This is a genomic window from Alteromonas sp. ABH4_454, from assembly GCF_056311775.1.
Genome location: NZ_CM149972.1, coordinates 1,112,250 through 1,137,281 on the forward strand (window position 1 = coordinate 1,112,250; position 25,032 = coordinate 1,137,281).

Here is a 25,032-nt window from a genome sequence, read left to right on the forward strand (position 1 = left end):
TTAATTGCTAAGCAGATAGCGAACGAAAGGAAATAACATGGCAAGAACGGTATTTTGTCGCAAGCTTCAAAAAGAAGCAGACGGCTTAGATTTCCAACTTTACCCGGGCGAACTGGGTAAGCGTATTTTCGACAACATTTCTAAAGAAGCATGGGCTGAATGGCAAAAGAAACAGACCATGCTGATTAACGAACAAAAGTTAAATATGATGGAGCCGAATGCCCGTTCATTTTTGGAAGAAAAAATGTCGGCCTACTTATTTGACGACGTAGAGCCTACGATTGAAGGCTATGTTCCGCCTGAAAAATAAGCAAAAAAGCGTTTTTTGAGCAAACAATGTGCAAACAGTAATAAAAGCGCAAAAAAAGCGAGAAAAACGGTTGACTTGTGAGGGCGAAAACCGTTTAATACGCACCCACAGCAGGACAGGCAGTAAACGCCTAGAACGCTAACAAGTTTCAGCCTCGATAGCTCAGTTGGTAGAGCAGCGGATTGAAAATCCGCGTGTCCCTGGTTCGATCCCGGGTCGAGGCACCATTATTCAGAGAGCCCTGCATGAAAATGCGGGGCTTTTTTGCTCCCGGCGGTTGGAAAACCAGGCACACGCTAACGTGCCCCTGCGGCTGCGCCACGCGTTACAATCCCGGGTCGAGGCACCATTCTTAGAAGCCCTTGCAGAAATGCGAGGGCTTTTTTGATTCCGGCGGTTAGAAAACCAGGCACACGCTAACGTGCCCCTGCGGCTGCGCCACGCGTTACAATCCCGGGTCGAGGCACCATTCTTAGAAGCCCTTGCAGAAATGCGAGGGCTTTTTTGATTCCGGCGGTTGGAAAACCAGGCACACGCTAACGTGCCCCTGGGGCTGCGCCGCGCGTTGCGGTCCCGCGACAATGAATCCTCACTACGCTTGAGCTCGAAGTATATATTATTCTGTCTCCTTCATTTTCTTTGGATAACGGTGACAATGTATATAACCAACCTATTTATCGAAATTTATTATTGCTTATTAAAATAGCGACGCTATCCACACATTTTTATAAAAAACCTTCCCACTCGTTTCGTCACAAAAGTTTCATCAAAAACTCTGTCTACTTTTTTCAGCTACTGACTCATTACATGTGTTAACCGTGCGCACCGGAACATCTATCTCTTACTTTGCACAACTAGGATCACACATGAAAAATCAATTTACCAAAACCACACTCTCGTTGAGTGTATTGGCTGGGTTAACGGGTGTTACGCCTGTGATAGCACAGCAGTCATCAGTAGCCGAAGAAAACGTTGAAGTAATTGAAGTCACTTCTTTTCGTAGCTCACTAATTAGAGCGAAAGACTTGAAAAAAGATGCCATTATTTCCCGCGATACAATCTTGGCAGAAGATATCGCAGACTTTCCAGACCTTAATTTGGCCGACTCGCTGCAGCGAGTACCAGGGATCACTATTACCCGAGAAGGTGGCGAAGGCCGCCAAATTTCATTGCGTGGCTTAGGCCCCGATTTTACGCGTGTTCAAGTAAATGGTATGGAAGCCATGGGTACGTCTTCATCCCCCATGGATGCTCGTGGTGGTGTAAGTCGCACTCGTGGTTTTGACTTTAATGTTTTCGCATCTGAGTTGTTCAATCGAATTGACATCAGCAAAACTTATTCAGCCGATCAGGAAGAAGGCGGCATTGGCGGAACGGTCGGGCTATTTACCGCAAAGCCATTCGATTATGACGGGTTCAAAAGTGCATTGTCGGTACGAGGTGGCTACAACACTAATAGCGAAGAAACTAACCCCCGCATGGCTGGGCTTATTTCGAACGTATGGAACAAATTTGGCGCTCTGGTTTCCGTCGCGTACAGTGAACGTGAAACTGCCGAGTATGGAACAAATACCACACGCTGGCGCCGGGAAGGCGGAAAAACTGCTGCGGATCCAGCAAACACCGACCTACAAGCTGAGTTAGACTCAGGTGAACTTTGGTTTCCTCGTGGTCATCGCTTTTCTCGCTGGAACAATACTCAAGACCGCCTGGGTGTCACGGCCGCATTCCAATACAAACCGTCTGATTCTTTTTCACTTACGTTAGACATCATGCATGCAGAATTAGAAAACAATACCGATGAACATCACTCTGCAGTGAAAGACAACAAGGTTGTATCTGATCTTATATGGGAAGAAAACGACGGGCAAAAAGAAGTCGTTTACGCGCTGTATGAGAATGCAACGTGGCGTAACGAGAACTCTCGTCGTTACAATGAGTCGGAATTTAACCAATATACGCTCAGTATGGACTGGACAATAAACCCGGAGTTCTATGCCAGTGCTGTTATTGGAACAAGTTCATCTGACTTTGATCAGCCTGAAGTTATAAAATCGAATATTCATGCCAAAGGTATCGTGAATATCGCTACAGACTTCAGACAAGATCGCTTTTACGGTATCAGCACTTCACCTGACTTCGATACTACGCAACTCGATGGCTACGAGATGAAAGATATCTATCTGCAGGAAAACTACGTTACCAATGATTTTGATACAGCGAAAGTCGATTTCACCTATCTTGTTGGTGATACAGGAGAACTCCAATTTGGTGTGAACTATAAAAAATTCGAGAATTCTGCTTACCAATTAACCCAGAGCAATGCGCAGAATATTGCACCTGAAAATACCGGTATCACAACATTAAATGATGCTTTGGTTGAGGTGTACAGTGAACATCCCAACACAAGCTGGCTTCAAGGTGATTTAGACGCATTGCTAAACTTTTATGGGCTGAATGGCTACAACATTGATAGCAGTGAGCTTACGCGTAATGACAAATCGCCAGTAACAGAAGAAACTTTGGCAATGTACGTGCAATATGGCTGGGAGACAGAGTTTGCAGGTAATCCACTGTTAGTAAGTGCGGGGTTACGATATTTTGAAACAGATATTACGGCGGCCGGCAAATCATCGGGTGTTGCCATAGAAACCACCCGTTCATATTCTGATATTTTACCTACTATCAACCTCGTTTACGAGTTGCAAGAAAACATGTTATGGCGTGCATCGGCAAGCAAAAACATAACCCGTCCATCATTGGGGTCGCTAAGCTATAACGCGTCAGTTTCGCAGACATCGGGGGATGCGATTACCAGCGTGACGATGGGAAATCCCATGTTGGAACCCTTTGAATCGATTAATTTAGATACCGCGTTTGAGTGGTATTTCGATGACGTTGGTTATGCCGCAGTTGCGATTTTCTATAAAGATATCGATAATTTCATTGTCGATACTACCAGCGAAGTAGTGTATTCGTCACTAGGCCTACCGACAGAATTATTACCTGTAGATAAAACCGTAGACAGTATTTTTTATTTACAGCGTCCAGAGAATATGGACGCCTCGAAAATTAAAGGGGTAGAGTTAACTTTTTCTCGCGATTTAGATTTTCTTCCTGCTCCATTTAATCATTTAGGTGTTATTGCAAACTATACCTATGCAGATGGTGATGCTTTGTATCGCAATATCTATGGCGAAGCGGGAAATGATCAGGAAAAACCGTTCACGGGACTATCAAAAAATAGTTATAACTTTACGCTGTACTACGAGCAGGAAGGCTGGGGAGCTAGAGTGTCAGCGGCGTACCGTAGTGCATACCTTACTGGCGCGTCTTCCAGCGGCGATCAGGATGAATCAGGTTATCACGGTACAACATTCATCGATTTCTCTTCATTCTACCAACTAACCGACACTATTAAACTGAGCTTTGAAGGCATTAACCTCACCGATGAGCGTCAGGAGTTATATAGCGATTCTCACGATCGTGCATACAATACCACCACCAGTGGACGTACTTATATGCTTGGTGCAACCATGCAATTTTAAACTAAGTAGCATACCAGGCTTGCCTGGTATGCTTTTTCCAATGGAAGTTTAAACAGTAATGAAAAAAGTTTTAATGATAACGTTTACGAGCGGATTACTCGTCTTGTCAGCGTGTGTATCAGTAAACCAGCAACACAATGAAAGCCCTGCTTTTGTGCCCGAAGATGGAAAAAACTGGCTAGCCGGTGATCACCATATTCACGGCAAATATAGCGCAAGATGGAACTGGAAGACTCAACCCCCTTCGCCACTCTTATTTGGTGACGCCCACTATTTCACTGCATTGAACGCCAAAATGGCAGCATTTCATCAATTAGATTGGATGGTAACAACCGACCATGGTGGTCCAAATCACAGCGCAGTAAACCGAAATTCAGCGTACCCTGAACTCGTCGCCTCCAGAGCCGCCATCCCAGAAATTATGCAGTTCTATGGTATGGAGTTCGACACCCCAGGTGCGCGACACAGCACCCTGATTATTCCAAAAAGTGTGAAAGAAGCTGATCAACTTTTGGAGTTGGAAAGTCAGTACAACCGCAGAGAAATTTACCCAGATGAATCTCCACGAGATACGCAGGCGTTTATGCTTAGCGCGTTAGAAGCTATGCAGAATATGTCACCACGACCGGTGTTGGTGGTGAATCACCCTGCCCGAAAGGCTACTGATTTGAATGTGTACCAAAAGGTTACACCGCAAAAAATGCGGGAGTGGCAGGATACCGCGCCAGATGTGGTTACCGGTATGACTGCTATTCCTGGTCATCAGGCTGCATCAATCAACCCAGACGGTTCGAATAATCCGAGAGCGCCTCGCGCAGAGTATTTTGGCTATCCGACCCTTGGCGGCACTGACCAAATGTCGGCAATTGTTGGAGGGGTTTGGGATAAGTTACTGGCTGAAGGCAGAAAGTGGACGGTTACCGCTGTTTCTGATAGCCATGCACATTATACCGAAGGCCGTACAGATTTTTGGCCAGGAGAATACGCAAAAACGTATGTACGAGCGGCACGAGACTACGACAGCGTACTAGATGGTCTGCGCGAAGGAAATGTCTTTATCGTTACCGGTGATTTGATTGACGAGCTGTATGTGAGTGTTCAACATGGAGCTAAGCGCGTTAACATTGGTGATACGTTAGATTTAGACGTTAACAATAACGCGCCTATAACCGTTACTGTGGCGTTTCACGATCCGCAAGGTACTAACTTTAATCGTCAGTATCCGACGGTAGAGAGATTAGATGTAATCTATGGAGGTGTGGTTGGCAAATACCCCCAAACAGAAAAAGCACCTGTGAAGGTGATTCACCGATTTTATCAGCAAGACTGGGAAAGACAGGGAGCCTATAATGTTGTGCAATTTTCTTTGCCCGCACCTGACAACGATGCCTACATACGAGTACGCGGGACCAACTTAAAAGAAGAATTGGAGCCAGAGGTTGATCCTAGAGGGGAAAATCCGTGGGATGATCTCTGGTTTTACAGCAATCCCGTATATTTACATCACCCCAATCCTCACACTTCTCGACACTGCAATGAATCTGTCACAGGCGAGTGCGATGATAAGTGACCATCATATTAATACAGCAGTATCGTCGTTAGACATGCCAGAAGAAACCTCCAGCTCTTCACTTCAAACGCTGATAAATTCGAAAGTCCTCAAGCAATACTTGCGCAGGCACTCCGTTAACAGTGAAGAGGCGGCAGACCTTTATCAAGAGTCAATCGTTCGCGTTTTAGAACAATCTAAAGCAACCACTATTGATAATCCTCTCGCATACGCGTTTCGCGTAGCGAGAAATCTGCTTTCGAAACGCCAGCTTCCAGACACTGACAATGCTGATGAACAACAATGCTACCGACAAAATCCAGAGCTGCACCTTGAAACACAACAACGAATCGAGCTCATCGCGCAAGTGATTAATGCCATGCCAGTTCAACGTCGGCGTGTTTTCGAAATGCGTCGTATCGAAGGTCAAAGCCGTCAAGCCATAGCGTCTAGCTTGAATATTTCAGCAGAAGCAGTAACAAAGCATATTTCGCGCGCAATGGCAGATATTCAACTGCATCTGGATAAAGCAGGTAGATAATGACAAGCCAACAAGAAAAGACATACCTAGAGGCAGGTGAGTGGATTGACCGGCTCGCAGACGGAGATTTAGATGCGTTAAATAAACGCCGTTTTATCCGTTGGTTAGATGAAAGTGAGCGGCATCAAGACGCGTTAGAAAAGATGATAGCAACTTGGGAAGACCCAGCAGTTCATGCTGCTTATTTAAACGCCCAAAAGTCGTCGAAAACCGCAAACCGAAGGCATTCACTTGTGACATGGGGAAGCGCCATTGCTGCGTCATTACTTGTGATTGCGCTAGTATTTTCACGCTATCACATCATAACACCCTCAACCTCATCCCAACTAATTACTTCCGCGCACGAGGCACTAAGTGATGGTAGTGAGGTGCAACTACAACCCAAAAGTGAGCTAATCGTTCTATTTTCTGACGATACCCGCGCTTTGAACTTGAAAAAGGGACAGGTGTATTTTGATGTGGCGAAAGACCGGGCTCGCCCGTTTGTGGTTAAGGCCGGACTGACTTCAGTGACGGCGGTTGGCACGGCGTTCAACATCGATAGGCAAGGGCAGCGTGTTGATGTGATAGTACACGAGGGCATTGTAGAAGTTCGAGGTAAGGTCGATAGCGCGCCTATATTGCTCAAGGCAGGTGAGAAAATAATAATTAATAGGGGAGTTGCAGAGTCGGTGCAGCGTGTTAATTTGTCACAAGTGGTAGACTGGCGCACAGGCTGGATAGAAGTAGATAATGAATCTCTCACTTATTTGTTGGAACGATTGAACCGTTATTCAGATAAGCCCATTTTGATGATAGATAGCACTATTGGGAAACACCGTGTGGCTGGTCGCTTTAAACTAGAAGATACTGCGCAAACGTTAGCGGTACTTAGTTCCCTCTATCAACTGGAGGTAGCTGATACTCGTTCAGGTATCGAAATACGTCGACAAGTAAACTAAATTGGCATGATAAACCGAAGAAACAAAAAGTCAGTGGTCATTGTGGGTCACGTTTTTTGGTTAATATCGGTCGGTTTATCACCTGCTTGTTTTGCTGCTCAAGAAGGGTTAGCAGACAAAGCCATCAATACTATTCCCTTATCACAGCTTGTCACTGAATTTAGTCGTGACGCCGGGAAGACCATTGCATTTGACCCCACCTTACTTAAGGGGTTAACCATAACGCCTACACAATGGCGCACGACTAACGCCAGTGATTTATCTTCACTACTGGAACCGTTTTCACTTTGTTTAGCGCCTGTCCAAAATGGCTGGGTTATTCACTGGTGCGACACACAACAAAACGAAAACACTAGCAAAACAACCCAAACAGAAAGCAATGCTATTACGCGTACTCACCCTACTGTTGAAATAGAAGTCACAGGATTTCGGCAATCTCTTATTCGTGCCAGAGAGATAAAGCGCCTTGCCATGGTCACACAAGAATCGATTTTGTCAGAAGACATTACTGATTTCCCCGATTTGAATTTGGCTGATTCATTACAACGTATACCGGGCATTACTATCACCCGTGAAGGAGGCGAAGGGCGACAGATTTCACTTCGGGGACTAGGTCCTGACTTTACCCGTGTAAAGGTAAATGGTATGGAAGCGATGGCGATGACATCCTCGGCGATGGACGCCAGAGGAAGTGTGAGTCGTACCCGAGCCTTTGACTTCACTCTATTTGCATCAGAGATTTTTAATCGTATTGATGTAAGTAAGTCGTATTCGGTGGAACAAGATGAAGGCGGTATTGGTGGCACAGTTATGTTGTATACGCCAAAACCCTTCGATTTTGCGGATGACATAAATAGCTTTACCGTGAAACAAAGTTACAACGAAAACAGTAAACAGCTCGACCCAAGTATTATTGGGTTGGTCAGTCGACGAAATGATAAATTCGGAGGTCTCGTTTCCGCCGTATACAGTCAGCGGCACACTACTGAGTTTGGCACTAATACTACGCGGTGGCGACAGGAGAAAAAGCATTACAGCGGAGACGAAGATAGTGTGTTGCAGCATGAATTAGCACAAGGCGTATTCTGGTTTCCCAGAGGCCATCGATATTCTCTTTGGAATAATAATCAACGTCGATTAGGGGTAACAGCCTCACTGCAATACGCGCCAAACGATAAGTGGCAAATTGCGTTTAATGGTATTGCCAGCCGTTTACAAAATAGTCTTGATGAGCATCATATTGCAGTGAAAGACAATGACAATGTTACGCTACTCGCATGGGAACAAAATAAAAATGACAAGGAAATATTGTTTGCGAAATATACCGATGCAACATGGCGTATCGAAACTCGGGAAGATGAAAATACGTCAACGTTTTATCAAATTACTATGGAAAGTCAGTGGCAGCCCACTTCTGCACTAAGCTTTAACGTTAGCCTCGGCAGCAGTGCCAGTGATTACTCGCAGCCTAAAGTAAATAAAGTCAACATTCGTAAAACTGGGGTGGATATCGTTACGGACTTTCGTGAAGACCGTTTTTACGGCCAGAGCTATTCAACTAATATGGATACGGCATCCCTAACTGGACTAACCGTAAAAGATCTCTATTTTCAAGAAAACGAAATACGTACTTCGTATAACAATGTAAAGGGATCACTTCGCTATTTATTTAGTAACGGTGATGCCCTGTCGGCGGGGGCACATTATAAATCCTTTGAGAACACAGGGATGGATCGCGCTAGAAGTGTGTACCCGGCTCTTGATGATAATACGCTGACTAAAGCGCACTTATCTCTGTTCAGTCAGCACCCAGATAAAACATGGATGCAGGGCAACCTTAATGCTATTCAAACACATTTTGACTTGGGTAACGTACAACTTACCGCCGAGGATACAGTAGATAGTTCCAACTTTAAGGTAAAAGAAAACACTCTCGCGCTCTACGCGATATACGATAGCGTAGGACATTGGCTGGGTAAGCCACTTTATACGCAAGGGGGAATTCGGTATTTCAATACGCGGTTTACATCTTCAGGTATTCAAAAGGGATTGCCGTCCGCCGTCACCAAAACTTATGACGATGTGCTTTTTAGCGTAAATACCGTACTTGAACTCAACGACAATTGGTTGTGGCGTGCCAGCGTTGATGAGAATATCACGCGCCCGTCTATTCAAGATTTAGCTATTACCGCCGAGGTGTCGCAAGCATCCCGGAATGAAGGCGACATTGGGCAAGTATTTTTAGGAAATCCTTATTTAAAGCCTCTAAAGTCATTGAATGTAGAAACCGGTGTTGAGTGGTATTTCGAAGATGGCGGCATTATGGCTCTCTCTAGCTTCTTCAAGCAGATAGATAATTTCGTAGTGGAAGATGTTGAAGCTATACCGTATAGCGAATTGGGACTCCCCGCTAGCTTGCTTCAAGATGGGGATAGTGTCGATGATGTTTTTTATGTTAGTACACCCAAGAATACCGATACAACCACATTTAAAGGTTTTGAAATGACTTATTCTCGTGATTTAGCATTTCTTCCTTCTCCTTTTGATCTTCTTGGGATTAGTACCAACTTCACTTATGCCGAGGGTCAAACCCTTTACCGAGACGTACAAGGTACGGGAGAAAATCAGGTTAAGACATTCGCGGGGCTGTCTAGACGTAGTTATAATTTTACATTGTATTATGAACAGTCGCATTGGTCGGCTCGTGTATCTGCTGTCTACCGTAGCCCTTATATATTGTCTGTCCAGCCAGGAAATACTGACCAAGACGAATCGGGCTATCATGCAACTACTTACATTGATGCATCGGCTAGCATGCAACTTAGTCAATCATTAAGAATGACTATAGAAGGTCTAAATTTAACTGATGTTAGAGAGGAACTGTACAGCGATTCAAACGACCGAGCTTATAATACTACATTGAGCGGGCGTACATTTTTGATAGGTTTCTCATTAGAGATTTAATCACGAAACAAAGCACATAAAACCGTAAGTACTGATTAAAGTGCACTGCTATTTTTTTGATTATTCAACATAACAACGCTCACTACTTAGAGGCATACAGGTGGTTGTGTAGACATTAGTCGTTCAACTAGAGTGGCCATGCTAATAGTTGTCATGAAACCCCAGCTTATGCAAAGAATTGGCAAGTAAAATGAAAGTTTAATAAAAACAATTAATTAAAGCGTAGGGTTGCATTGAAAATCCGCGTGCCCCTGCGGCTGCACCGCGCGTTACAATCCCGGGTCGAGGCACCATTTTTCAGAGAGCCCTGCATGAAAATGCGGGGCTTTTTTGATTCCAAACCACTTTCCTCTATTTTGAAATTTGTGCTCGCGAAAACTCATATGGCGGCTTTTGCGATGAGCATCGTATAATACGAACAATATGCGGTACTGATTAAGAGAACAGAGCATGAATCGTCGTAAGAAAATTTTCACTAAACTTAAGAAAAAAGATAAGAAAGCTAAGGCTAAACTTCATAAAAGTAATAAGCCAGCTTATATCTCTAAAGCGGAACGGGCAAAGCTTACAGAACAAGAGCACGATGAATTGTCTGTGACAGAAAAAAGTACTAAACCAGTCGACAGATAAAATAGCGGGCAAACTGGGTGATGAAGTTACCTAGCTAAAACAAAGGGATTTTTTATGCCCAGTTGAGGTGAACAATCTCGAATACGTATGTCATAGCGAAACGCCATCATCATCACCACTGTTCCAGCAAAGTTTGCTGCATGTGCATATCTCTTGGTGCTTTCTCATCAACACTATCTTTAACACTTCTTAGCAAGTTAGACACAAATAGCGACTAAAACGCTTTTTTTATAAAAAAATTATGCATGTTCTTGCCTACTTTTCAAATTGGGTACTACGCTTATCTCATGTGTGCAAAGCCAGTTAAGCATAACGTTGTTACCCAACTTGGCTAACAACGTTATGTTGCCTTTGCGCTAGGCTTTATGTCTATTGGCGCTCATAGAGTGTGCCCAGCGTTTTGTAATTCGTGAACCAAGTAACGTGCTTAATTATGAAAGAGTACTGTTGAAGTTAAGTCGCAGTGTTTTTTCAAGGAGAGTTTTTTTGTCATCTAATAACTTACCTTCAATGCAGCAAGGGGCTTTAAAGAGCATATATGTACTTTGTGTAGTAGGCATAGCTGTTTCTTGGGCTTTGTTCTTTTTTGTGTCCGCGCTCACAGCGCTTGCGGTACTAACAGGCGTAGTTGTCTTTAGTGCTTTCATTTATAGCAAAAGTGCGGATGAAGTTGACGAGGTCTATCCAAGTAACGACTCCCAAGCGCAAAGCGAACAAGCGGGTAGTGCTGATATCAAGAAAGCGAGCGACGAACTTGCTCTGTCTTTAAGCACATGTGATAGCAATTTATCATCCATTAAGTCTACTCAAGATGACGCTGTTGAAACCTTATCCAATGCTTTTAGCAGCTTAAAAGCGCTTGTTGCACAGCAAATTCAGTGTATCGATGCGTTATTGAGCGTCGATAGTACGCAAACACAATCGTATTCAGAACGCATGCGTACGTTTGCACAAGAAACCGATGGAACCCTGACCCAGTTTATCGATTCAACTGAGCAAATGTCCTCGTCAACAAAGCACCTTATGGAACAGGTGCAAACCATTCAACAGGCGATGCCAACGGTTATTGACGCACTTAGCGGCATTGATGATATTGCCGCGCAAACCAACTTGTTGGCGCTAAATGCTGCGATAGAAGCGGCAAGGGCAGGCGAAGCTGGTCGAGGGTTTGCGGTGGTGGCTGATGAAGTGCGCGCATTATCAACGCGATCTACACAATTTAGTGACGTTATAAAAACCCAAGTTGAGAATATCCGTAGTTTGGTAGACAAACTCACTGACACTGCAGAATTTGTCGCCTCGCAAGATATATCTCAGGTTGTTAATGCTAAATCACATATAAGTGATCAACTGGCCGAAATCATTAGAAAAGCAGAAGCAGACCTTGTTACTACTAAACAAATTGAAGATATAGGCTCACAGCTTGATGAGTCTATAAATGCTGCTATCCGAGGTATGCAGTTTGGCGATATCAATGGCCAGCATATCCAATATACCCAAGACATGATTACGTTCATTTTAGAACAATTGGCAACGTTAGATCCCCACAATATTGAGCGTTTCGTCAGCGAATTAAGCGAGTACCAAAGAGGGCTCGCACAAAAAGGTAAAAATGACCACAACCCAGTGTCTGCCACCTCTATGGACGCTGGAGAAGTTGAATTGTTCTAAGCTAAGAAAGGAACAGGAAGCACTGTCAGTAATGACATATTTTGGAGAAGTGAGCACATGAGCAAACATATTTTAGTTGTCGACGATTCGGTGTCGATTCGTCAAATGGTAGAGATGACACTAAAGGGCGCCGGATATACCGTCACTACAGCCCAAGACGGTCAAGAAGCGCTGGATAAATGTAAGGGGCAGCAATTTAACTTTGTACTCACTGATCAAAACATGCCTCGTATGGATGGCCTTACGCTTATTAAAAACTTGCGTGGGTTAGGGGCCTACAGCAGAACCCCAATTGTCATGCTTACCACAGAAGCGGGCGACGATATGAAAGCTAAAGGCAAAGCTGCTGGGGCTACAGGCTGGATGGTAAAGCCTTTTGATCCAAACAAACTTCTTGATGTGACTAGACGCGTCTTAGGTTAGTCCCTTTTACTAATTCCTTAAGTCTGGAAGGATTCAGAATGAGCATCGATATTGAACAGTTCCATAGCGTATTTTTCGACGAGAGCGACGAGCATCTCGACGATATGGAACAGCTATTGATGAGCTTGGACGTCGAGTCTCCCGATCCTGAAGAACTCAATAGTGTTTTTCGCGCTGCTCATTCCATTAAGGGCGGTAGCGGTATTTTCGGCTTTGATGCGTTGATGAACTTAACGCATGTGATGGAAAATTTACTAGACAAAGCCCGTAATAATGAACTTAGCGTCACAGCTGACATTGTTAATGTGCTTTTAGAAACTCTAGACGTTTTAAAAGACACCCTAAATGCCTATCGTGATGAAACTGAAATTCCACAAGAAGGCATTGATGAGCGCATAAAAATACTCAACGCTGTTATTGACGGGCAACCCACTGATGCCGAGACAGATGGTAACAATGGGTCAACTGAAGTAAGCGTGAACGCGCAAATCGAAAGTGAACACGATGACAGCTTTGGCTTTTTCGATGATGAGCCTATTCAAAATTTATCTAGCGAAAGCAGCGAAGAAAACGATGATGGCTTTGGATTTTTTGATGACGTATCTGATAGCCAAGACCTTCAAGACAGCGGCGCTACCCATTCGTCACCTCAAGCTGAAGAAGGCTTTGGGTTCTTCGACGATGAAGATACCCAAAGTAATCTCGTCGAATCTAAAACGGAAAAATCAGAAGCAGCAACAGCTGAAAGTGGTAACAAAGAGGAAAGCCAAGGCTTCGGCTTTTTCGAAGACGTACCTTCGGCTCGCCACATAAATACTGCAGCAAACACAACTAACAACGGGCAAAGTCAAAGCGCCAGTACTTCAAAAAGTTCAGCAACAGCCTCTAGAGCACCGCAAGCTGAGACTGGCTCTACGCCTGCAACTGCTAAAAAGAAAACTAAACCTTCTACGAAAAAAAGCTCTGCTCGAGAGTCGGCTTCAATTCGAGTAGATACCACAAAAATTGACGCCATGGTTAACTTGGTGGGCGAACTGGTAATCACCCAGTCAATGCTTTCCATGATAGGCCAAGATGTTGATGGGCAAATTGGCGAGCGGCTACAGCTTGCTATTGATGAGTTACAGCGCAACACCCGAGAAATACAAGAGTCGGTCATGTCTATGCGCATGCTTCCGCTTACGGCAACTTTCAATCGCTTCCCCCGTTTAGTGAGAGACCTAGCAGGAAAGTTGGGTAAACAGGTTGAATTGGTACTTCAAGGTGGCAGTACGGAAATCGATAAAAGCCTAATTGAAAAAATAGTCGACCCGCTTACGCACTTAGTGCGCAACAGTATCGACCACGGCATCGAAATGCCAGAAAAGCGCACGGCTGCCGGCAAGCCGGAAAAGGGCACGGTTATCTTAAGTGCCGAGCAAAAGGGCGGCAGTATTATCATCAGTATTATCGACGATGGTGGTGGTCTTCATCGCGATAAAATTCTTGATAAAGCACGTAGCAACGGGCTTGCCGTATCTGATGATATGCCAGACTCAGAGGTATGGCAGTTGATATTCCAGCCTGGGTTTTCAACCGCTGAAGCCATTACCGATGTCTCGGGAAGAGGGGTAGGTATGGATGTGGTGCGCCGCAATATCGAGTCTATTGGCGGGCGTATTGATATTGAATCGAGCGCTGGTGAAGGCTCAGCTTTCTTCATTCACTTACCGCTTACGCTAGCTATTGTCGATGGCATGTGTGTGTCGGTGGGTAAGCAAATTTTCGTGATCCCACTTTTAAATATTATTGAATCCTTCCAGCCCACAAAGCAACAGCTTAAAACCTTAGGTAACGACACTGTACTTTATATTCGAGACCAATACTGGCCTTTGGTCCCTCTTTACGACTTTATGGAAGTAGAAGGTGCCGCGCTTTCTCCAACAGAAGGTATCGTGGTGTTACTTGAAAGCAGTAAGAAACGATTTGGTGTTTTAGTTGATGCGCTTGTTGGTCAGCAGCAGGTAGTCATTAAAAGTCTAGAGGAGCATTACCGTAAAGTGGCTGGAATAGCGGGGGCAACCATTATGGGTGACGGTAAAGTCGCACTTATTATCGATGCAGACTCCATTGCTACAACCTATACCTCCAGCCAAATAGAGGAGTTACTTTCATGAGTGAAACGGCCTTGCATCAAGCGGTTACTGGTGGACAAGACAAAGAATACTTAAGTTTCGTGCTTGGCGATGAGCATTACGCCTTGGACATAACAACAGTGAAGGAAATCAGAGGGTACGAACAAGTTACTAAAATTGCGAATGCGCCTGCTTTTATCAAAGGGGTAATTAATTTGCGTGGTGACATAGTTCCTATCGTGGATTTGCGTATCAAGTTTAGCGTAGGCGAGGCCACATATAACGACTTCACAATAGTGATAATGCTAAACATTCAAGAACGTATTGTTGGCATCGTGGTAGATGGTGTATCCGATGTTATTCGCTTGTCTGAAGAGCAAGTACTTCCGCCACCAGAGTTTGGCGTAGCTTTTGATAGTAGGTATCTACACGGCTTAGCCGATGTAGATGAAAACATGGTCATTCTGGTGAACATTGAGAGCTTAATAACCAGCGAAGAGTTGGGTTTAGTTGCACCTGATAGCGTTAACGGCGACGCGTAGTTACAAGGTCCTTCACTAAACGGAAACACCTGACATTGGGAAATATTAGTTATGGGCGTATTTAATTTTCTTAACGGCGAAGAATTAAAAATAGCGAAGCACGACGCGCTATTAAAGTCGAATATTTTAAAGGCTAGTGCCTCAAACTTGTTGGTTATCGACAAGTCTGGGGTCATTCATTACTGCACACCGGCATTCTTGCATATGGCCAAAGCCTACCCCAAAGACTTTTCTGTCGGCGGTGGCGAATCCACACTATCAGGAAAGCACATTGACGATATTACTGTCAGTGCAAGCACAGCAGAAAATCCGTCTTATTTACTCACCCATTCTACAGGTGGTAACAAGCAGCTTGTTTCACTTGCTGAACATAGCTTTTGCGTAAGTGCATCTGCGATAACGGCTGACGATAGCGGGACTGAGCTTTTTGTCACAGAATGGCAGGACAACACAGAAAATAAACGCAACAAAGGCATGGTCGATGCCATTATGCGAAGCCAAGCTGTGATCTCCTTTACTACAGATGGGGAAATATTATCGGCTAACGACAATTTTCTATCCGCCATGGGTTATAGCGAGGCTGAAGTCGTAGGAAAGCACCATCGTATTTTTGTAGACAGTGACTACGCACAAAGTGATGAGTATAAAGCGTTTTGGGCAAAGCTAAAAAGCGGAGACGTACACAGCGGTGAGTTTTGCAGAATCAATAAACAAGGCGAAGAGGTGTGGATCCAAGCTACCTATAACCCTGTGTTTGACGACAACGGCGAGGTGGACTACATCATTAAATTTGCCTCTGACATTACGGCTCAAAAACAGAAAAATGCAGATTTCGAAGGGCAAATTACCGCCATTAACAAATCTCAGGCCGTAATCGAATTCGACCTAGAGGGAAATATTCAAAACGCCAACGAAAACTTCCTTGCCGCAATGGGCTATAGCCTGTCTGAAATTAAAGGGCAGCATCACAGCATGTTTGTCGACCCAAGCTACAAGCTAAGTGCAGAATACGCTGCTTTTTGGCAGAGTTTAAAAGCAGGAGAGCATACCGAGGGTGAATACAAACGACTTGCCAAAGGCGGCAAAGAGGTATGGATCCGTGCGTCTTACAACCCCATTTTTGACAGTACTGGCAAGCCATTTAAAGTAGTTAAATTTGCCACCGACGTAACGCAAGATAAGCTAAGAAACGCGTATTTCGAAGGGCAAATTAACGCTATTAGTAAATCTCAGGCGGTCATCGAGTTTGATGTAGATGGCAATATCATTACCGCTAACGATAACTTCCTCAACACCATGGGCTACCGCCTAGACGAAATTAAAGGTAAGCATCACCAATTGTTTGTTGATGAGGAAAACAGGCAAACAGAGTCATATCAGCGCTTTTGGAGTGAACTCAAATCCGGCAAGTTTTTCTCTGGCGAGTTTAAGCGCGTAAGCAAGTCAGGGAGTAGCGTATGGATTCAAGCTTCTTACAACCCCATAGAAGACATGAATGGCAACCCGTTTAGGGTAGTCAAATACGCTACCAATATTACCGAAGATAAACTGAAAAACGCCTACTTTGAAGGACAGTTGAACGCCATAAGTAAGTCTCAGGCTGTCATTGAATTTGACCTTGAAGGCGTAATTTTAAACGCGAACAGTAACTTTTTAGCAGCGATGGGTTATACCCTTGATGAAGTAAAAGGTAAGCACCACAGTATTTTTGTGGATCCTGCTTTTAAAAATAGCCCCGAATACGCAGCTTTTTGGGAGCAATTACGCCAGGGTGTTTATGCTAGCGGAGAATATAAGCGGTTAAATAAATCAGGAAAGCCAGTTTACATTCAAGCCTCTTATAACCCTATTCTAGACCAAAATGGCAAGCCGTTTAGAGTAGTGAAATACGCCACGGACGTAACGGGAAGAACCTTAGCAGTAGAAAGTATCAAGTCTATTATGGTGAGCCTTACAGAAGGCGATTTATTGAAAACAATAGATGAGCCACTAGATGGTGATTTCAAAGTACTCGGTGAATCCATTAATCACTTTATTGACGAACTACGCGACACCATAGTGAAAATCCATACTGCTGTTGAAACCATTGATACTGCCTCAAACGAGATAGCCACGGGTAACGCCGACCTGTCTAGTCGTACCGAGCAGCAGGCTTCAAGCTTAGAAGAAACTGCCTCAGCCATGGAAGAACTAACGGGAACGGTGAAGCTAAATGCAGAGAATGCTGACCAAGCGAAAGGATTGGCAAGTCAGGCGTCGGATGTAGCATCTGAGGGCGGCAAAGTTATTGAACAAGTGGTGCATACCATGGGTGAAATTAATGACTCTGCCCAGCGTATTTCCGACATTATCGGCGTAATTGATGGCATTGCCTTCCAAACAAACATACTTGCACTAAACGCAGCCGTTGAAGCGGCAAGAGCGGGCGAACAAGGACGCGGATTTGCGGTTGTTGCCTCTGAAGTAAGAACGTTGGCCCAGCGATCTGCAGAGGCGGCAAAAGACATTAAGGCGCTAATTTCAGCATCGGTGGAAAAAATTGGCGATGGCAATGTATTGGTGAACAAGTCGGGTGAAACCATGGCCAATATCGTCACAGCGATAAAGCGTGTTAACGACATTATGTCTGAAATTGCTGCTGCGTCATCGGAGCAAGCCACAGGTATTCAGGAAGTGAGCAATGCGGTGGTTCAAATGGACGAAATGACCCAGCAAAATGCTGCCTTAGTTGAGCAGGCCGCGGCAACCGCTGACAGTATGCGGCAGCAGTCGGGTGAACTCGCGCAGCGAGTATCGGTTTTCAAAGTAGGAAATAATCGAAAGCCCGAACAGAGCTCAGAGGTACGATCGTTAAATGGCAGCAGTGGGTTACCTAGAGAACGCGAAGTGCCAAAACAGCGACTTAAAGCGCTGAATCCAGCCGCACCAGATGAGTCGGATTGGGAGGCATTTTAGTGTATGTCGGCCATACAAAGCACGGACGCGCAAAGGGAGTTTTCATATAGCCGAAGAGATTTCGAGCGGGTAAAAGGTCTGCTTTTTAAACAAGCAGGCATTAACCTAGCCGACTCTAAAGACGCGATGGTTTATAGCCGCCTTGCGAGGCGGCTGCGCACGCTCGAAATAAATAGCTTCAAAGAATACTTAGCTTATGTTGGAAGCAATGATGATGAAATGGAGCACTTTATCAATGCGCTTACCACCAATCTCACCGCGTTTTTCAGAGAGCCTCATCACTTTGAAGCGCTAGCAAATTTCCTTCGAAAGCGACCGCAAACTAAACGTATTTGGTGCGCTGCGAGCAGCACGGGTGAAGAGCCTTACAGTATTGCAATGACGGTGGCGTCTGTGTTTGGCACCTTTACGCCCAACATACAAATACTTGCCACAGACATTGATAGTAAAGTGTTGCAGAAGGCACGCCAAGGCGTTTATGCCCAAAACAGTATTAGTCAGCTTTCTTACGATTATAAAACCCAATTTTTCTACAGGGGGAAAGGTGCCCAAACTGGAAGAGTAAGGGTGGTAGATGAACTGCGAAAAATGGTGCAATTTGAACCGCTCAATTTAATGTCGCCAAGCTGGTGTGTAGATGCGCCGATAGACGTAATTTTTTGTCGCAACGTCATGATTTATTTTGACCGACCTACGCAGCGCAAAATTTTAGCGCGTATGGTGAAGTTAATGTGTAGTGACGGCATGTATGTGGCGGGGCACTCTGAAAATTTCACTATGTACCCTGAACTGGTGGCGCCCATGGGGAAAACCGTTTATCGACCAGTTGTTTAAAGGGAACTTGTAGTATGAGTCAGGATGAAAACCCCATACGTTATTTTGATAATCGCCTTCAAAAAGAAGCGGTAAAACTCCTGCCGGGGCAATACTATGCTACTGCCGCAGACAAAGCATTGGTAACTATCCTTGGTTCGTGTGTTGCAGCGTGCATTTTCGATCAAGAAAAGAAAATTGGCGGTATGAACCACTTCATGTTGCCCGATCTCAACTTTACTACCAATCTCGACGCCTGCTTGGCCACAAAATATGGCGTGCACGCTATGAATATGCTGATAGACCAACTCGTGCATTTAGGCGCGCGTCGTAACAAGCTGGTGGCGAAAGCATTTGGTGGCGGAAAAGTGTTACCAGGGTTTGTGCAACAAGACATTGGGCGAGTAAATGCAGAGTTTGTTTTAGAGTATCTAGATAATGCCAACATCCCGCTCGTTAGCAGCGATTTGATGTCTACTTATGCTCGAAAAATATATTATTTTCCGGCTGACGGAAAAGTGTACATGAAGCGAATTCGCGAGTTTAACAATGCTACGCTTTACGAGCGTGAATCTACGCACCGCGTTCTACTCTCTGAGCAAGCGAAAACCGGCGTTATTTCATTTTCGGAACAATCACATGCCTATAAAAGTTCTCGTCGTTGACGACTCTGCCTTAATACGACAAATTTTGTCAGAAATCGTCGCTAAAGCGCCAGGGTTGTCATTAGTTGGGGCTGCACCCGATGCCTACGTAGCCAAGCGGATGGTACAAGAGTTTAGGCCCGATGTTATTACTTTAGACATTGAAATGCCGAAGGTAGATGGGCTTCGCTTTTTAGAAGTGATGATGAAGGCGATGCCAACCCCAGTGGTAATGATTTCCACGCTCACTGAACGAGGAGCCGATGCAACGTTGCGCGCCCTAGAGTTGGGAGCGGTTGATTTCATGGCTAAGCCAAAGTTAGGTGTGGCGCAAGGTATGGCCGAATATGCCGCAGTTATCGTAGAAAAGATAAAAGCAGCTGCCCACTCCAAGTTAGGCCATCCCACCGAAACTCGCTGTACTAAGCACGCTTCCATGCGCTACACAGGCACTGAAAAGCTTATTGGAATAGGTGCATCAACTGGGGGAACCGAAGCGATTAAAGATGTCATCATGCATTTTCCTCGCAATGCTCCAGCAACTATTATTTCCCAGCATATGCCTCCAGGTTTTACCACCACCTATGCTAAGCGTCTTGATAACCTTTGTGAAATAACGGTGCGAGAAGCGCAGGGGGGAGAGCGCTTATTGCCAGGCTTTGCCTATTTAGCCCCAGGTAATAAACATTTGAAAGTGGAAAGAAGTGGTGCCGATTACCGCTTGAGCCTTGATGATGGCCCTAAGGTATCAGGGCATAAGCCCTCAGTTGACGTCATGTTCGATTCACTTGCTGAGCACGCAGGTGCAAATGCAGTGGGTGTACTGCTTACCGGAATGGGGCGCGACGGGGCAAAAGGTTTAAAGAATATGCACACTAAAGGCGCTGTCACCTTCTGCCAAGATGAAAAAACCTGTGTTGTATACGGCATGCCTAAAACCGCTGTAGAAATGAAAGCTGCAAGTTTCATAAAACCCTTAGAAGAAATTTCAGACGCCATACTTGATACACTCGAAGCATTAGGAGCGGGTAGTCGGCTTTAAGTAGTTTTTATATCTTCTAGTGCTTTTACAAATCCTCCAAGTACTTTCCTTATTGTAGATTCCATACGCGATGGGCGTACCCGTATCACCGTGTGTCGCAAATGTCGCCAAAGTAACAATTTAACAAAAATATTCAAAAGTATAATTGTCACTGGTGGAAATTAGACCATAATTTGCTTGTGTTTTGCACAGCCGTTAACTCGGAAGTAACAATTGAGGTGAAATTGTGGTCGCCATAACAGCAAATTATTTGGATAACTTCTTCTCTAGCAAGAGCAATGTTTTCGTTGTGGCGTTTTTGATGATGTTGGGGAGTTGGACTTTATCCTTTACGTCAGTAGTGCATTTGGGCCTTGCTCTTAGCTCCGCTTGTGTGATTTTTCTGCTGTTCGTACTACTAAGAGTAACTAGCGTAAGTCAGGCAGCAGCGACGCCTAACGCTAATCATTCAAAACAGCACAACTCTCATTCTCATGAGGCTTCGCTAGCTTCTGATTCAATCAGTATTGCAGTATCCGAAGCGAGCGACATATTATCAGTCACCTCATCAAATATTAGCGACATCTTTTCAACGCAAAGCGATGCGGTGTCTACGCTAAGCGAATCCTTTATTTCTCTTCAATCCCTGCTTGGTCAGCAAGAAATTAGCATAAACAATTTGCTAAAAGACGATGATAACAGTGAGTGCGCTTACGCCGACAAAATGCGCTCGTTTGCCTCTGACACAGACACTACGTTAACGCAATTTATCGAATCAACAACAGAGATGACCGATTCTACAAGAGCGTTAGAAACCCAAGTGCAAACCATACAGCAAGCAATGCCCACCGTAATTGAAGCGTTAAGCGGCATCGATGATATTTCCTCACAAACTAATCTACTAGCGCTGAACGCAGCCATTGAAGCAGCGCGGGCCGGTGAGGCAGGTCGCGGCTTCGCAGTTGTCGCAGATGAGGTGCGTGCGCTTTCTACTCGCTCCACGCAATTTAGCGATGTAATAAAAAACCAGATAGAAAACATTAGATCCCTCATCGATAAACTAACGGAAACTGCTGAAGTTGTTGCGTCTCAAGATATTTCTCATGTTGTTAACGCAAAGGATGCAATTAGCGCACAGCTTAAAGGCATCATTAAAAAAGCAGAAGCAGACATACAAGGTGCAAGCGAACTTGAAGCCATCAGACAACAGCTTGCAGATTCCACAGCAGATTGCCATTCGCGGTCTTCAGTTTGGCGATATAAATGGCCAAAACCTGACGTATACCCGCGAAATTATCGACTTCATTGTTGAGCAACTTTCAGAGCTCAACCCAGAAAGTGCAGCTCGTGTGCGTGAAAACCTAGAAAACTATCAACACTCGCTTACTGAAAAAGGGCAGGCAGACCACAATCCGGTCTCTGCGACTTCTATGGATGCGGGTGATGTGGAGCTTTTTTAGCGGTAACAAAACCTATTCAAAGCAAGGTAAGAGCAATTTCGACAATTCAAAAGGTGATTGAATTATGAGTAAAAGTATATTGATTGTTGACGACTCTGTGTCTATTCGCCAGATGGTTGAAATGACCCTTAAGTCAGCGAATTACAACGTAACCACTGCGCAAGATGGGCAAGATGCGTTAGACAAGTGCCAAGGGGCTCGCTTCGACTTTGTACTGACCGATCAAAACATGCCTCGCATGGATGGATTGACACTTATTAAGTCGTTGAGAGGGTTAGCCAACTTCCGGTCAACGCCAATTGTAATGCTTACCACAGAGGCGGGCGATGATATGAAGGCTAAAGGTAAGGCGGCGGGAGCTACGGGGTGGATGGTGAAGCCCTTTGATCCAAATAAACTGCTAGATGTGATGAAGCGAGTGTTGGGCTAATCGAACGTCGGTTTTAATAGGGCAAGTGGGAGTCAACCATGACCATTGATGTAAACCAGTTTCACGGTGTGTTTTTTGATGAGAGTGATGAGCACCTCCAAGACATGGAGCAGTTGCTCATGACCTTAGATGTGGATGCTCCCGACCCCGAAGAATTAAATAGTATTTTTAGAGCGGCTCACTCCATAAAAGGTGGTAGCGGGATTTTTGGCTTCGACGCTTTAATGAACCTTACTCACGTGATGGAGAACCTACTCGACAAAGCGCGTAACCAAGAGATTCAAGTTACGGCAGATATCGTCGATATTTTCCTGCAAACCCTCGATGTACTCAAAGACACCATCTCTGCTTATAAAGAGCAGACAGATCTTCCTCAAGCACAGATTGACGCAAGCATAAAAGTACTCGAAGAGACGCTTGCTAGCGCTTCAGGTGAAGTTGCACATGCGCCTCATGATCAAACCGAAGATATTGAAGGTGCTTCGGATAGCGAGATTGAAGGTTTTGGCTTTTTCGATGATGAAGAGACTGAAACGCAAAGCACTACTTCTGAAACTTCGCAAAATCAAAAAGAAGATGAGGAAATTGAAGGGTTTGGATTCTTTGAAGATGATGAAGTAACAGCGGAGAAACAGGCTGAAGAGGCGTCTCACGCGAGTAAAAACGACGAAGGCTTTGGCTTCTTCGAGCCAGAAAACCTTCCTGTAAAACCAGAGGTTACCCAGTCAACTGTACCCAAACAACCTATTGTTAAGCCTGTAAAAACCAAGCCCAAAGCAGTGGCAAAAGAAGCGGCATCAATTCGTGTAGACACAACGAAAATTGATGCCATGGTTAATTTAGTTGGCGAACTCGTCATCACCCAATCCATGCTTTCTAACGTAGGCCAGGAAGTTGAAGGGCAGGTGGGCGAACGCTTACAGCTTGCTATCGATGAGCTGCAGCGCAATACCCGTGAAATACAAGAATCGGTGATGTCTATGCGTATGTTACCCGTGAACATGACATTTAATCGCTTTCCTCGTGTTGTACGTGACCTTTCGACAAAGCTAGGCAAAAAAGTCGATTTGGTCATTCAAGGTGGGAACACTGAAATTGATAAAAGCCTTATCGAAAAACTGGTCGACCCGCTTACTCATTTAGTTAGAAACAGTATTGACCACGGTATAGAAAGCCCTGAAAAGCGCCTTGAAGCGGGAAAATCTGAAAACGGAACCGTTATTTTAAGTGCAGAGCAAAAAGGCAGCAGCATCATTATTGGCATCATTGACGATGGGGCAGGCTTGAACAAAGCGCGGATTTTAGAGAAAGCCACGCAAAACGGATTGGCCGTTACGCCGGATATGCCAGACAGTGAAATTTGGCAGCTTATATTCCAAGCAGGTTTTTCTACCGCCGCTGAAGTGACCGATGTATCGGGGCGTGGCGTTGGTATGGACGTAGTGCGCCGAAATATCGAATCTATTGGCGGGCGCATTGAAATCGAATCGTCGCAAGGCGAGGGCTCAGCCTTTTATATCCACTTACCCCTTACGCTCGCCATTGTCGACGGCATGTGCGTGTCTGTTGGCGACCAAATTTTTGTCATCCCGCTGCTTAATGTTATCGAGTCTTTCCAGCCCACAGCTTCCCAAGTAAAGACACTTGGTAATGACAAGGTGCTGTGGATTAGAGACCAGTATTGGCCGTTAGTGTCGCTTACACAGCTTATGCAGGTTGACGACGGCATTACTGAACCAACCAAGGGCATAGTGGTACTTCTTGAAAGTAGCAAGAAACGTTACGGCGTGCTGGTGGACTCTTTAGTGGGTCAGCAGCAAGTCGTGATCAAAAGCTTAGAACAACATTACAAAAAAGTCGCAGGGATTGCCGGCGCTACCATTATGGGCGATGGCAAGGTCGCAATGATTTTGGATGCCGACTCAGTGGCAGCAAATTGTACCAATATTCCAAATGAAGAGGTTTCACAATGAGCGAAGCAGCATTACAGCAAGCCGTTAGTGCGTCGAAAGAGAATGAATTTTTAAGTTTTGTATTGGGCGAAGAACACTACGCCTTAGACATCACGACGGTGAAAGAAATTCGCGGCTATGAGCAGGTCACCAAAATAGCCAATGCGCCAAGCTTTATTAAGGGGGTGATAAACCTTCGTGGCGATATTGTACCTATCGTGGATTTGCGGATTAAGTTCAATGTCGGCGAAGCCACCTACAACGACTTTACTATCGTGATCATGCTAAACGTTCACGAGCGTATTGTTGGCATTGTAGTCGACGGGGTGTCTGACGTGATACGCCTTTCTGAGGAAGACATGCTTCCTCCTCCAGAGTTTGGTGTGGCGTTCGATAGCAAATACCTTCATGGCTTGGCGGATGTGGACGAACACATGGTTATTTTAGTGAATATTGAGAGCTTAATTACAAGTAACGAATTGGGCTTAGTTGAAACAAAAACACAAACGGTTGAGGGCTGAGAC

The 25,032-nt window shown here is 44.9% G+C and carries 19 protein-coding genes, 1 tRNA gene and 1 pseudogene; all 21 read left to right on the forward strand.

The features are described from left to right. Positions 1-37: 37 nt before the first annotated feature. Positions 38-310 (forward strand): oxidative damage protection protein, encoded by a 273-nt coding sequence (locus ACYX4W_RS04880; RefSeq protein ID WP_476074858.1) that lies wholly within the window; start codon positions 38-40, stop codon positions 308-310. A 151-nt stretch (positions 311-461) separates the two neighbouring features. Further along, positions 462-537: transfer RNA gene (locus tag ACYX4W_RS04885), tRNA-Phe, on the forward strand. Between the two features lie 639 nt (positions 538-1,176). Then, entirely contained in the window at positions 1,177-3,858 is a 2,682-nt protein-coding gene (locus tag ACYX4W_RS04890; protein WP_476074859.1) for a TonB-dependent receptor, read from the forward strand. A 58-nt stretch (positions 3,859-3,916) separates the two neighbouring features. Further along, complete coding sequence (locus tag ACYX4W_RS04895; protein ID WP_476074860.1) at positions 3,917-5,428, forward strand: CehA/McbA family metallohydrolase domain-containing protein; 1,512 nt, start codon at positions 3,917-3,919, stop codon at positions 5,426-5,428. Next, positions 5,418-5,948 carry a sigma-70 family RNA polymerase sigma factor gene (locus tag ACYX4W_RS04900; RefSeq protein ID WP_474802677.1) on the forward strand — a complete coding sequence of 177 codons (531 nt, stop codon included), beginning with the start codon at positions 5,418-5,420 and terminating at the stop codon, positions 5,946-5,948. The genes ACYX4W_RS04895 and ACYX4W_RS04900 overlap by 11 nt, the downstream gene beginning before the upstream one ends. Beyond that, complete coding sequence (locus tag ACYX4W_RS04905) at positions 5,948-6,889, forward strand: FecR family protein (RefSeq protein ID WP_476074861.1); 942 nt, start codon at positions 5,948-5,950, stop codon at positions 6,887-6,889. Before ACYX4W_RS04900 ends, ACYX4W_RS04905 begins: the two co-directional genes overlap by 1 nt. A gap of 6 nt (positions 6,890-6,895) precedes the next feature. Then, entirely contained in the window at positions 6,896-9,853 is a 2,958-nt protein-coding gene (locus ACYX4W_RS04910) for a TonB-dependent receptor (protein ID WP_476074862.1), read from the forward strand. A gap of 450 nt (positions 9,854-10,303) precedes the next feature. Continuing rightward, complete coding sequence (locus tag ACYX4W_RS04915; RefSeq protein WP_474857357.1) at positions 10,304-10,483, forward strand: DUF2986 domain-containing protein; 180 nt, start codon at positions 10,304-10,306, stop codon at positions 10,481-10,483. 999 nt (positions 10,484-11,482) lie between these two features. After that, complete coding sequence (locus tag ACYX4W_RS04920; RefSeq protein WP_476075443.1) at positions 11,483-12,154, forward strand: methyl-accepting chemotaxis protein; 672 nt, start codon at positions 11,483-11,485, stop codon at positions 12,152-12,154. A 57-nt stretch (positions 12,155-12,211) separates the two neighbouring features. After that, the gene (locus ACYX4W_RS04925; RefSeq protein ID WP_474802668.1) at positions 12,212-12,577 is read left to right on the forward strand and encodes a response regulator; all 366 of its coding nucleotides are present in this window, start codon (positions 12,212-12,214) and stop codon (positions 12,575-12,577) included. A 38-nt stretch (positions 12,578-12,615) separates the two neighbouring features. Next, on the forward strand, positions 12,616-14,733 hold the full coding sequence (locus ACYX4W_RS04930) for a chemotaxis protein CheW (protein ID WP_476074863.1): 2,118 nt from the start codon (positions 12,616-12,618) through the stop codon (positions 14,731-14,733). Beyond that, positions 14,730-15,233 (forward strand): chemotaxis protein CheW, encoded by a 504-nt coding sequence (locus ACYX4W_RS04935; RefSeq protein ID WP_476074864.1) that lies wholly within the window; start codon positions 14,730-14,732, stop codon positions 15,231-15,233. Before ACYX4W_RS04930 ends, ACYX4W_RS04935 begins: the two co-directional genes overlap by 4 nt. Before the next feature lie 489 nt (positions 15,234-15,722). Then, positions 15,723-16,046 (forward strand): annotated as a pseudogene (locus ACYX4W_RS04940) (PAS domain-containing protein); the annotation flags it as partial. Beyond that, entirely contained in the window at positions 16,035-18,188 is a 2,154-nt protein-coding gene (locus ACYX4W_RS04945) for a methyl-accepting chemotaxis protein (protein ID WP_476075444.1), read from the forward strand. The pseudogene ACYX4W_RS04940 and the gene ACYX4W_RS04945, both read left to right, overlap by 12 nt. A gap of 3 nt (positions 18,189-18,191) precedes the next feature. Then, the gene (locus tag ACYX4W_RS04950) at positions 18,192-19,022 is read left to right on the forward strand and encodes a CheR family methyltransferase (RefSeq protein ID WP_476074865.1); all 831 of its coding nucleotides are present in this window, start codon (positions 18,192-18,194) and stop codon (positions 19,020-19,022) included. A 14-nt stretch (positions 19,023-19,036) separates the two neighbouring features. After that, positions 19,037-19,666 (forward strand): chemoreceptor glutamine deamidase CheD, encoded by a 630-nt coding sequence (cheD, locus tag ACYX4W_RS04955; RefSeq protein ID WP_179982083.1) that lies wholly within the window; start codon positions 19,037-19,039, stop codon positions 19,664-19,666. Beyond that, the gene (locus ACYX4W_RS04960) at positions 19,641-20,687 is read left to right on the forward strand and encodes a protein-glutamate methylesterase/protein-glutamine glutaminase (RefSeq protein ID WP_476074866.1); all 1,047 of its coding nucleotides are present in this window, start codon (positions 19,641-19,643) and stop codon (positions 20,685-20,687) included. The genes cheD and ACYX4W_RS04960 overlap by 26 nt, the downstream gene beginning before the upstream one ends. A gap of 226 nt (positions 20,688-20,913) precedes the next feature. Further along, positions 20,914-21,978 carry a methyl-accepting chemotaxis protein gene (locus tag ACYX4W_RS04965; protein WP_476074867.1) on the forward strand — a complete coding sequence of 355 codons (1,065 nt, stop codon included), beginning with the start codon at positions 20,914-20,916 and terminating at the stop codon, positions 21,976-21,978. Between the two features lie 212 nt (positions 21,979-22,190). Continuing rightward, positions 22,191-22,556, forward strand: coding sequence for a response regulator (locus ACYX4W_RS04970; RefSeq protein ID WP_039217225.1), 366 nt, complete (start codon positions 22,191-22,193; stop codon positions 22,554-22,556). Between the two features lie 38 nt (positions 22,557-22,594). Beyond that, positions 22,595-24,529, forward strand: coding sequence for a chemotaxis protein CheA (locus ACYX4W_RS04975; protein WP_476074868.1), 1,935 nt, complete (start codon positions 22,595-22,597; stop codon positions 24,527-24,529). Continuing rightward, the gene (locus ACYX4W_RS04980; RefSeq protein WP_179982088.1) at positions 24,526-25,029 is read left to right on the forward strand and encodes a chemotaxis protein CheW; all 504 of its coding nucleotides are present in this window, start codon (positions 24,526-24,528) and stop codon (positions 25,027-25,029) included. The genes ACYX4W_RS04975 and ACYX4W_RS04980 overlap by 4 nt, the downstream gene beginning before the upstream one ends. Positions 25,030-25,032: the final 3 nt, after the last annotated feature.

Coding starts and splice junctions, on each gene's coding strand:
- ACYX4W_RS04900 (WP_474802677.1), top strand. CDS start 5,418: ATGATAAGTGACCATCATATTAATACAGCAGTATCGTCGTTAGACATG.
- ACYX4W_RS04950 (WP_476074865.1), top strand. CDS start 18,192: ATGTCGGCCATACAAAGCACGGACGCGCAAAGGGAGTTTTCATATAGC.
- ACYX4W_RS04905 (WP_476074861.1), top strand. CDS start 5,948: ATGACAAGCCAACAAGAAAAGACATACCTAGAGGCAGGTGAGTGGATT.
- ACYX4W_RS04930 (WP_476074863.1), top strand. CDS start 12,616: ATGAGCATCGATATTGAACAGTTCCATAGCGTATTTTTCGACGAGAGC.
- ACYX4W_RS04920 (WP_476075443.1), top strand. CDS start 11,483: ATGTCCTCGTCAACAAAGCACCTTATGGAACAGGTGCAAACCATTCAA.
- ACYX4W_RS04880 (WP_476074858.1), top strand. CDS start 38: ATGGCAAGAACGGTATTTTGTCGCAAGCTTCAAAAAGAAGCAGACGGC.
- ACYX4W_RS04895 (WP_476074860.1), top strand. CDS start 3,917: ATGAAAAAAGTTTTAATGATAACGTTTACGAGCGGATTACTCGTCTTG.
- cheD (WP_179982083.1), top strand. CDS start 19,037: ATGAGTCAGGATGAAAACCCCATACGTTATTTTGATAATCGCCTTCAA.
- ACYX4W_RS04975 (WP_476074868.1), top strand. CDS start 22,595: ATGACCATTGATGTAAACCAGTTTCACGGTGTGTTTTTTGATGAGAGT.
- ACYX4W_RS04915 (WP_474857357.1), top strand. CDS start 10,304: ATGAATCGTCGTAAGAAAATTTTCACTAAACTTAAGAAAAAAGATAAG.
- ACYX4W_RS04925 (WP_474802668.1), top strand. CDS start 12,212: ATGAGCAAACATATTTTAGTTGTCGACGATTCGGTGTCGATTCGTCAA.
- ACYX4W_RS04910 (WP_476074862.1), top strand. CDS start 6,896: ATGATAAACCGAAGAAACAAAAAGTCAGTGGTCATTGTGGGTCACGTT.
- ACYX4W_RS04890 (WP_476074859.1), top strand. CDS start 1,177: ATGAAAAATCAATTTACCAAAACCACACTCTCGTTGAGTGTATTGGCT.
- ACYX4W_RS04960 (WP_476074866.1), top strand. CDS start 19,641: ATGCCTATAAAAGTTCTCGTCGTTGACGACTCTGCCTTAATACGACAA.
- ACYX4W_RS04970 (WP_039217225.1), top strand. CDS start 22,191: ATGAGTAAAAGTATATTGATTGTTGACGACTCTGTGTCTATTCGCCAG.
- ACYX4W_RS04980 (WP_179982088.1), top strand. CDS start 24,526: ATGAGCGAAGCAGCATTACAGCAAGCCGTTAGTGCGTCGAAAGAGAAT.
- ACYX4W_RS04935 (WP_476074864.1), top strand. CDS start 14,730: ATGAGTGAAACGGCCTTGCATCAAGCGGTTACTGGTGGACAAGACAAA.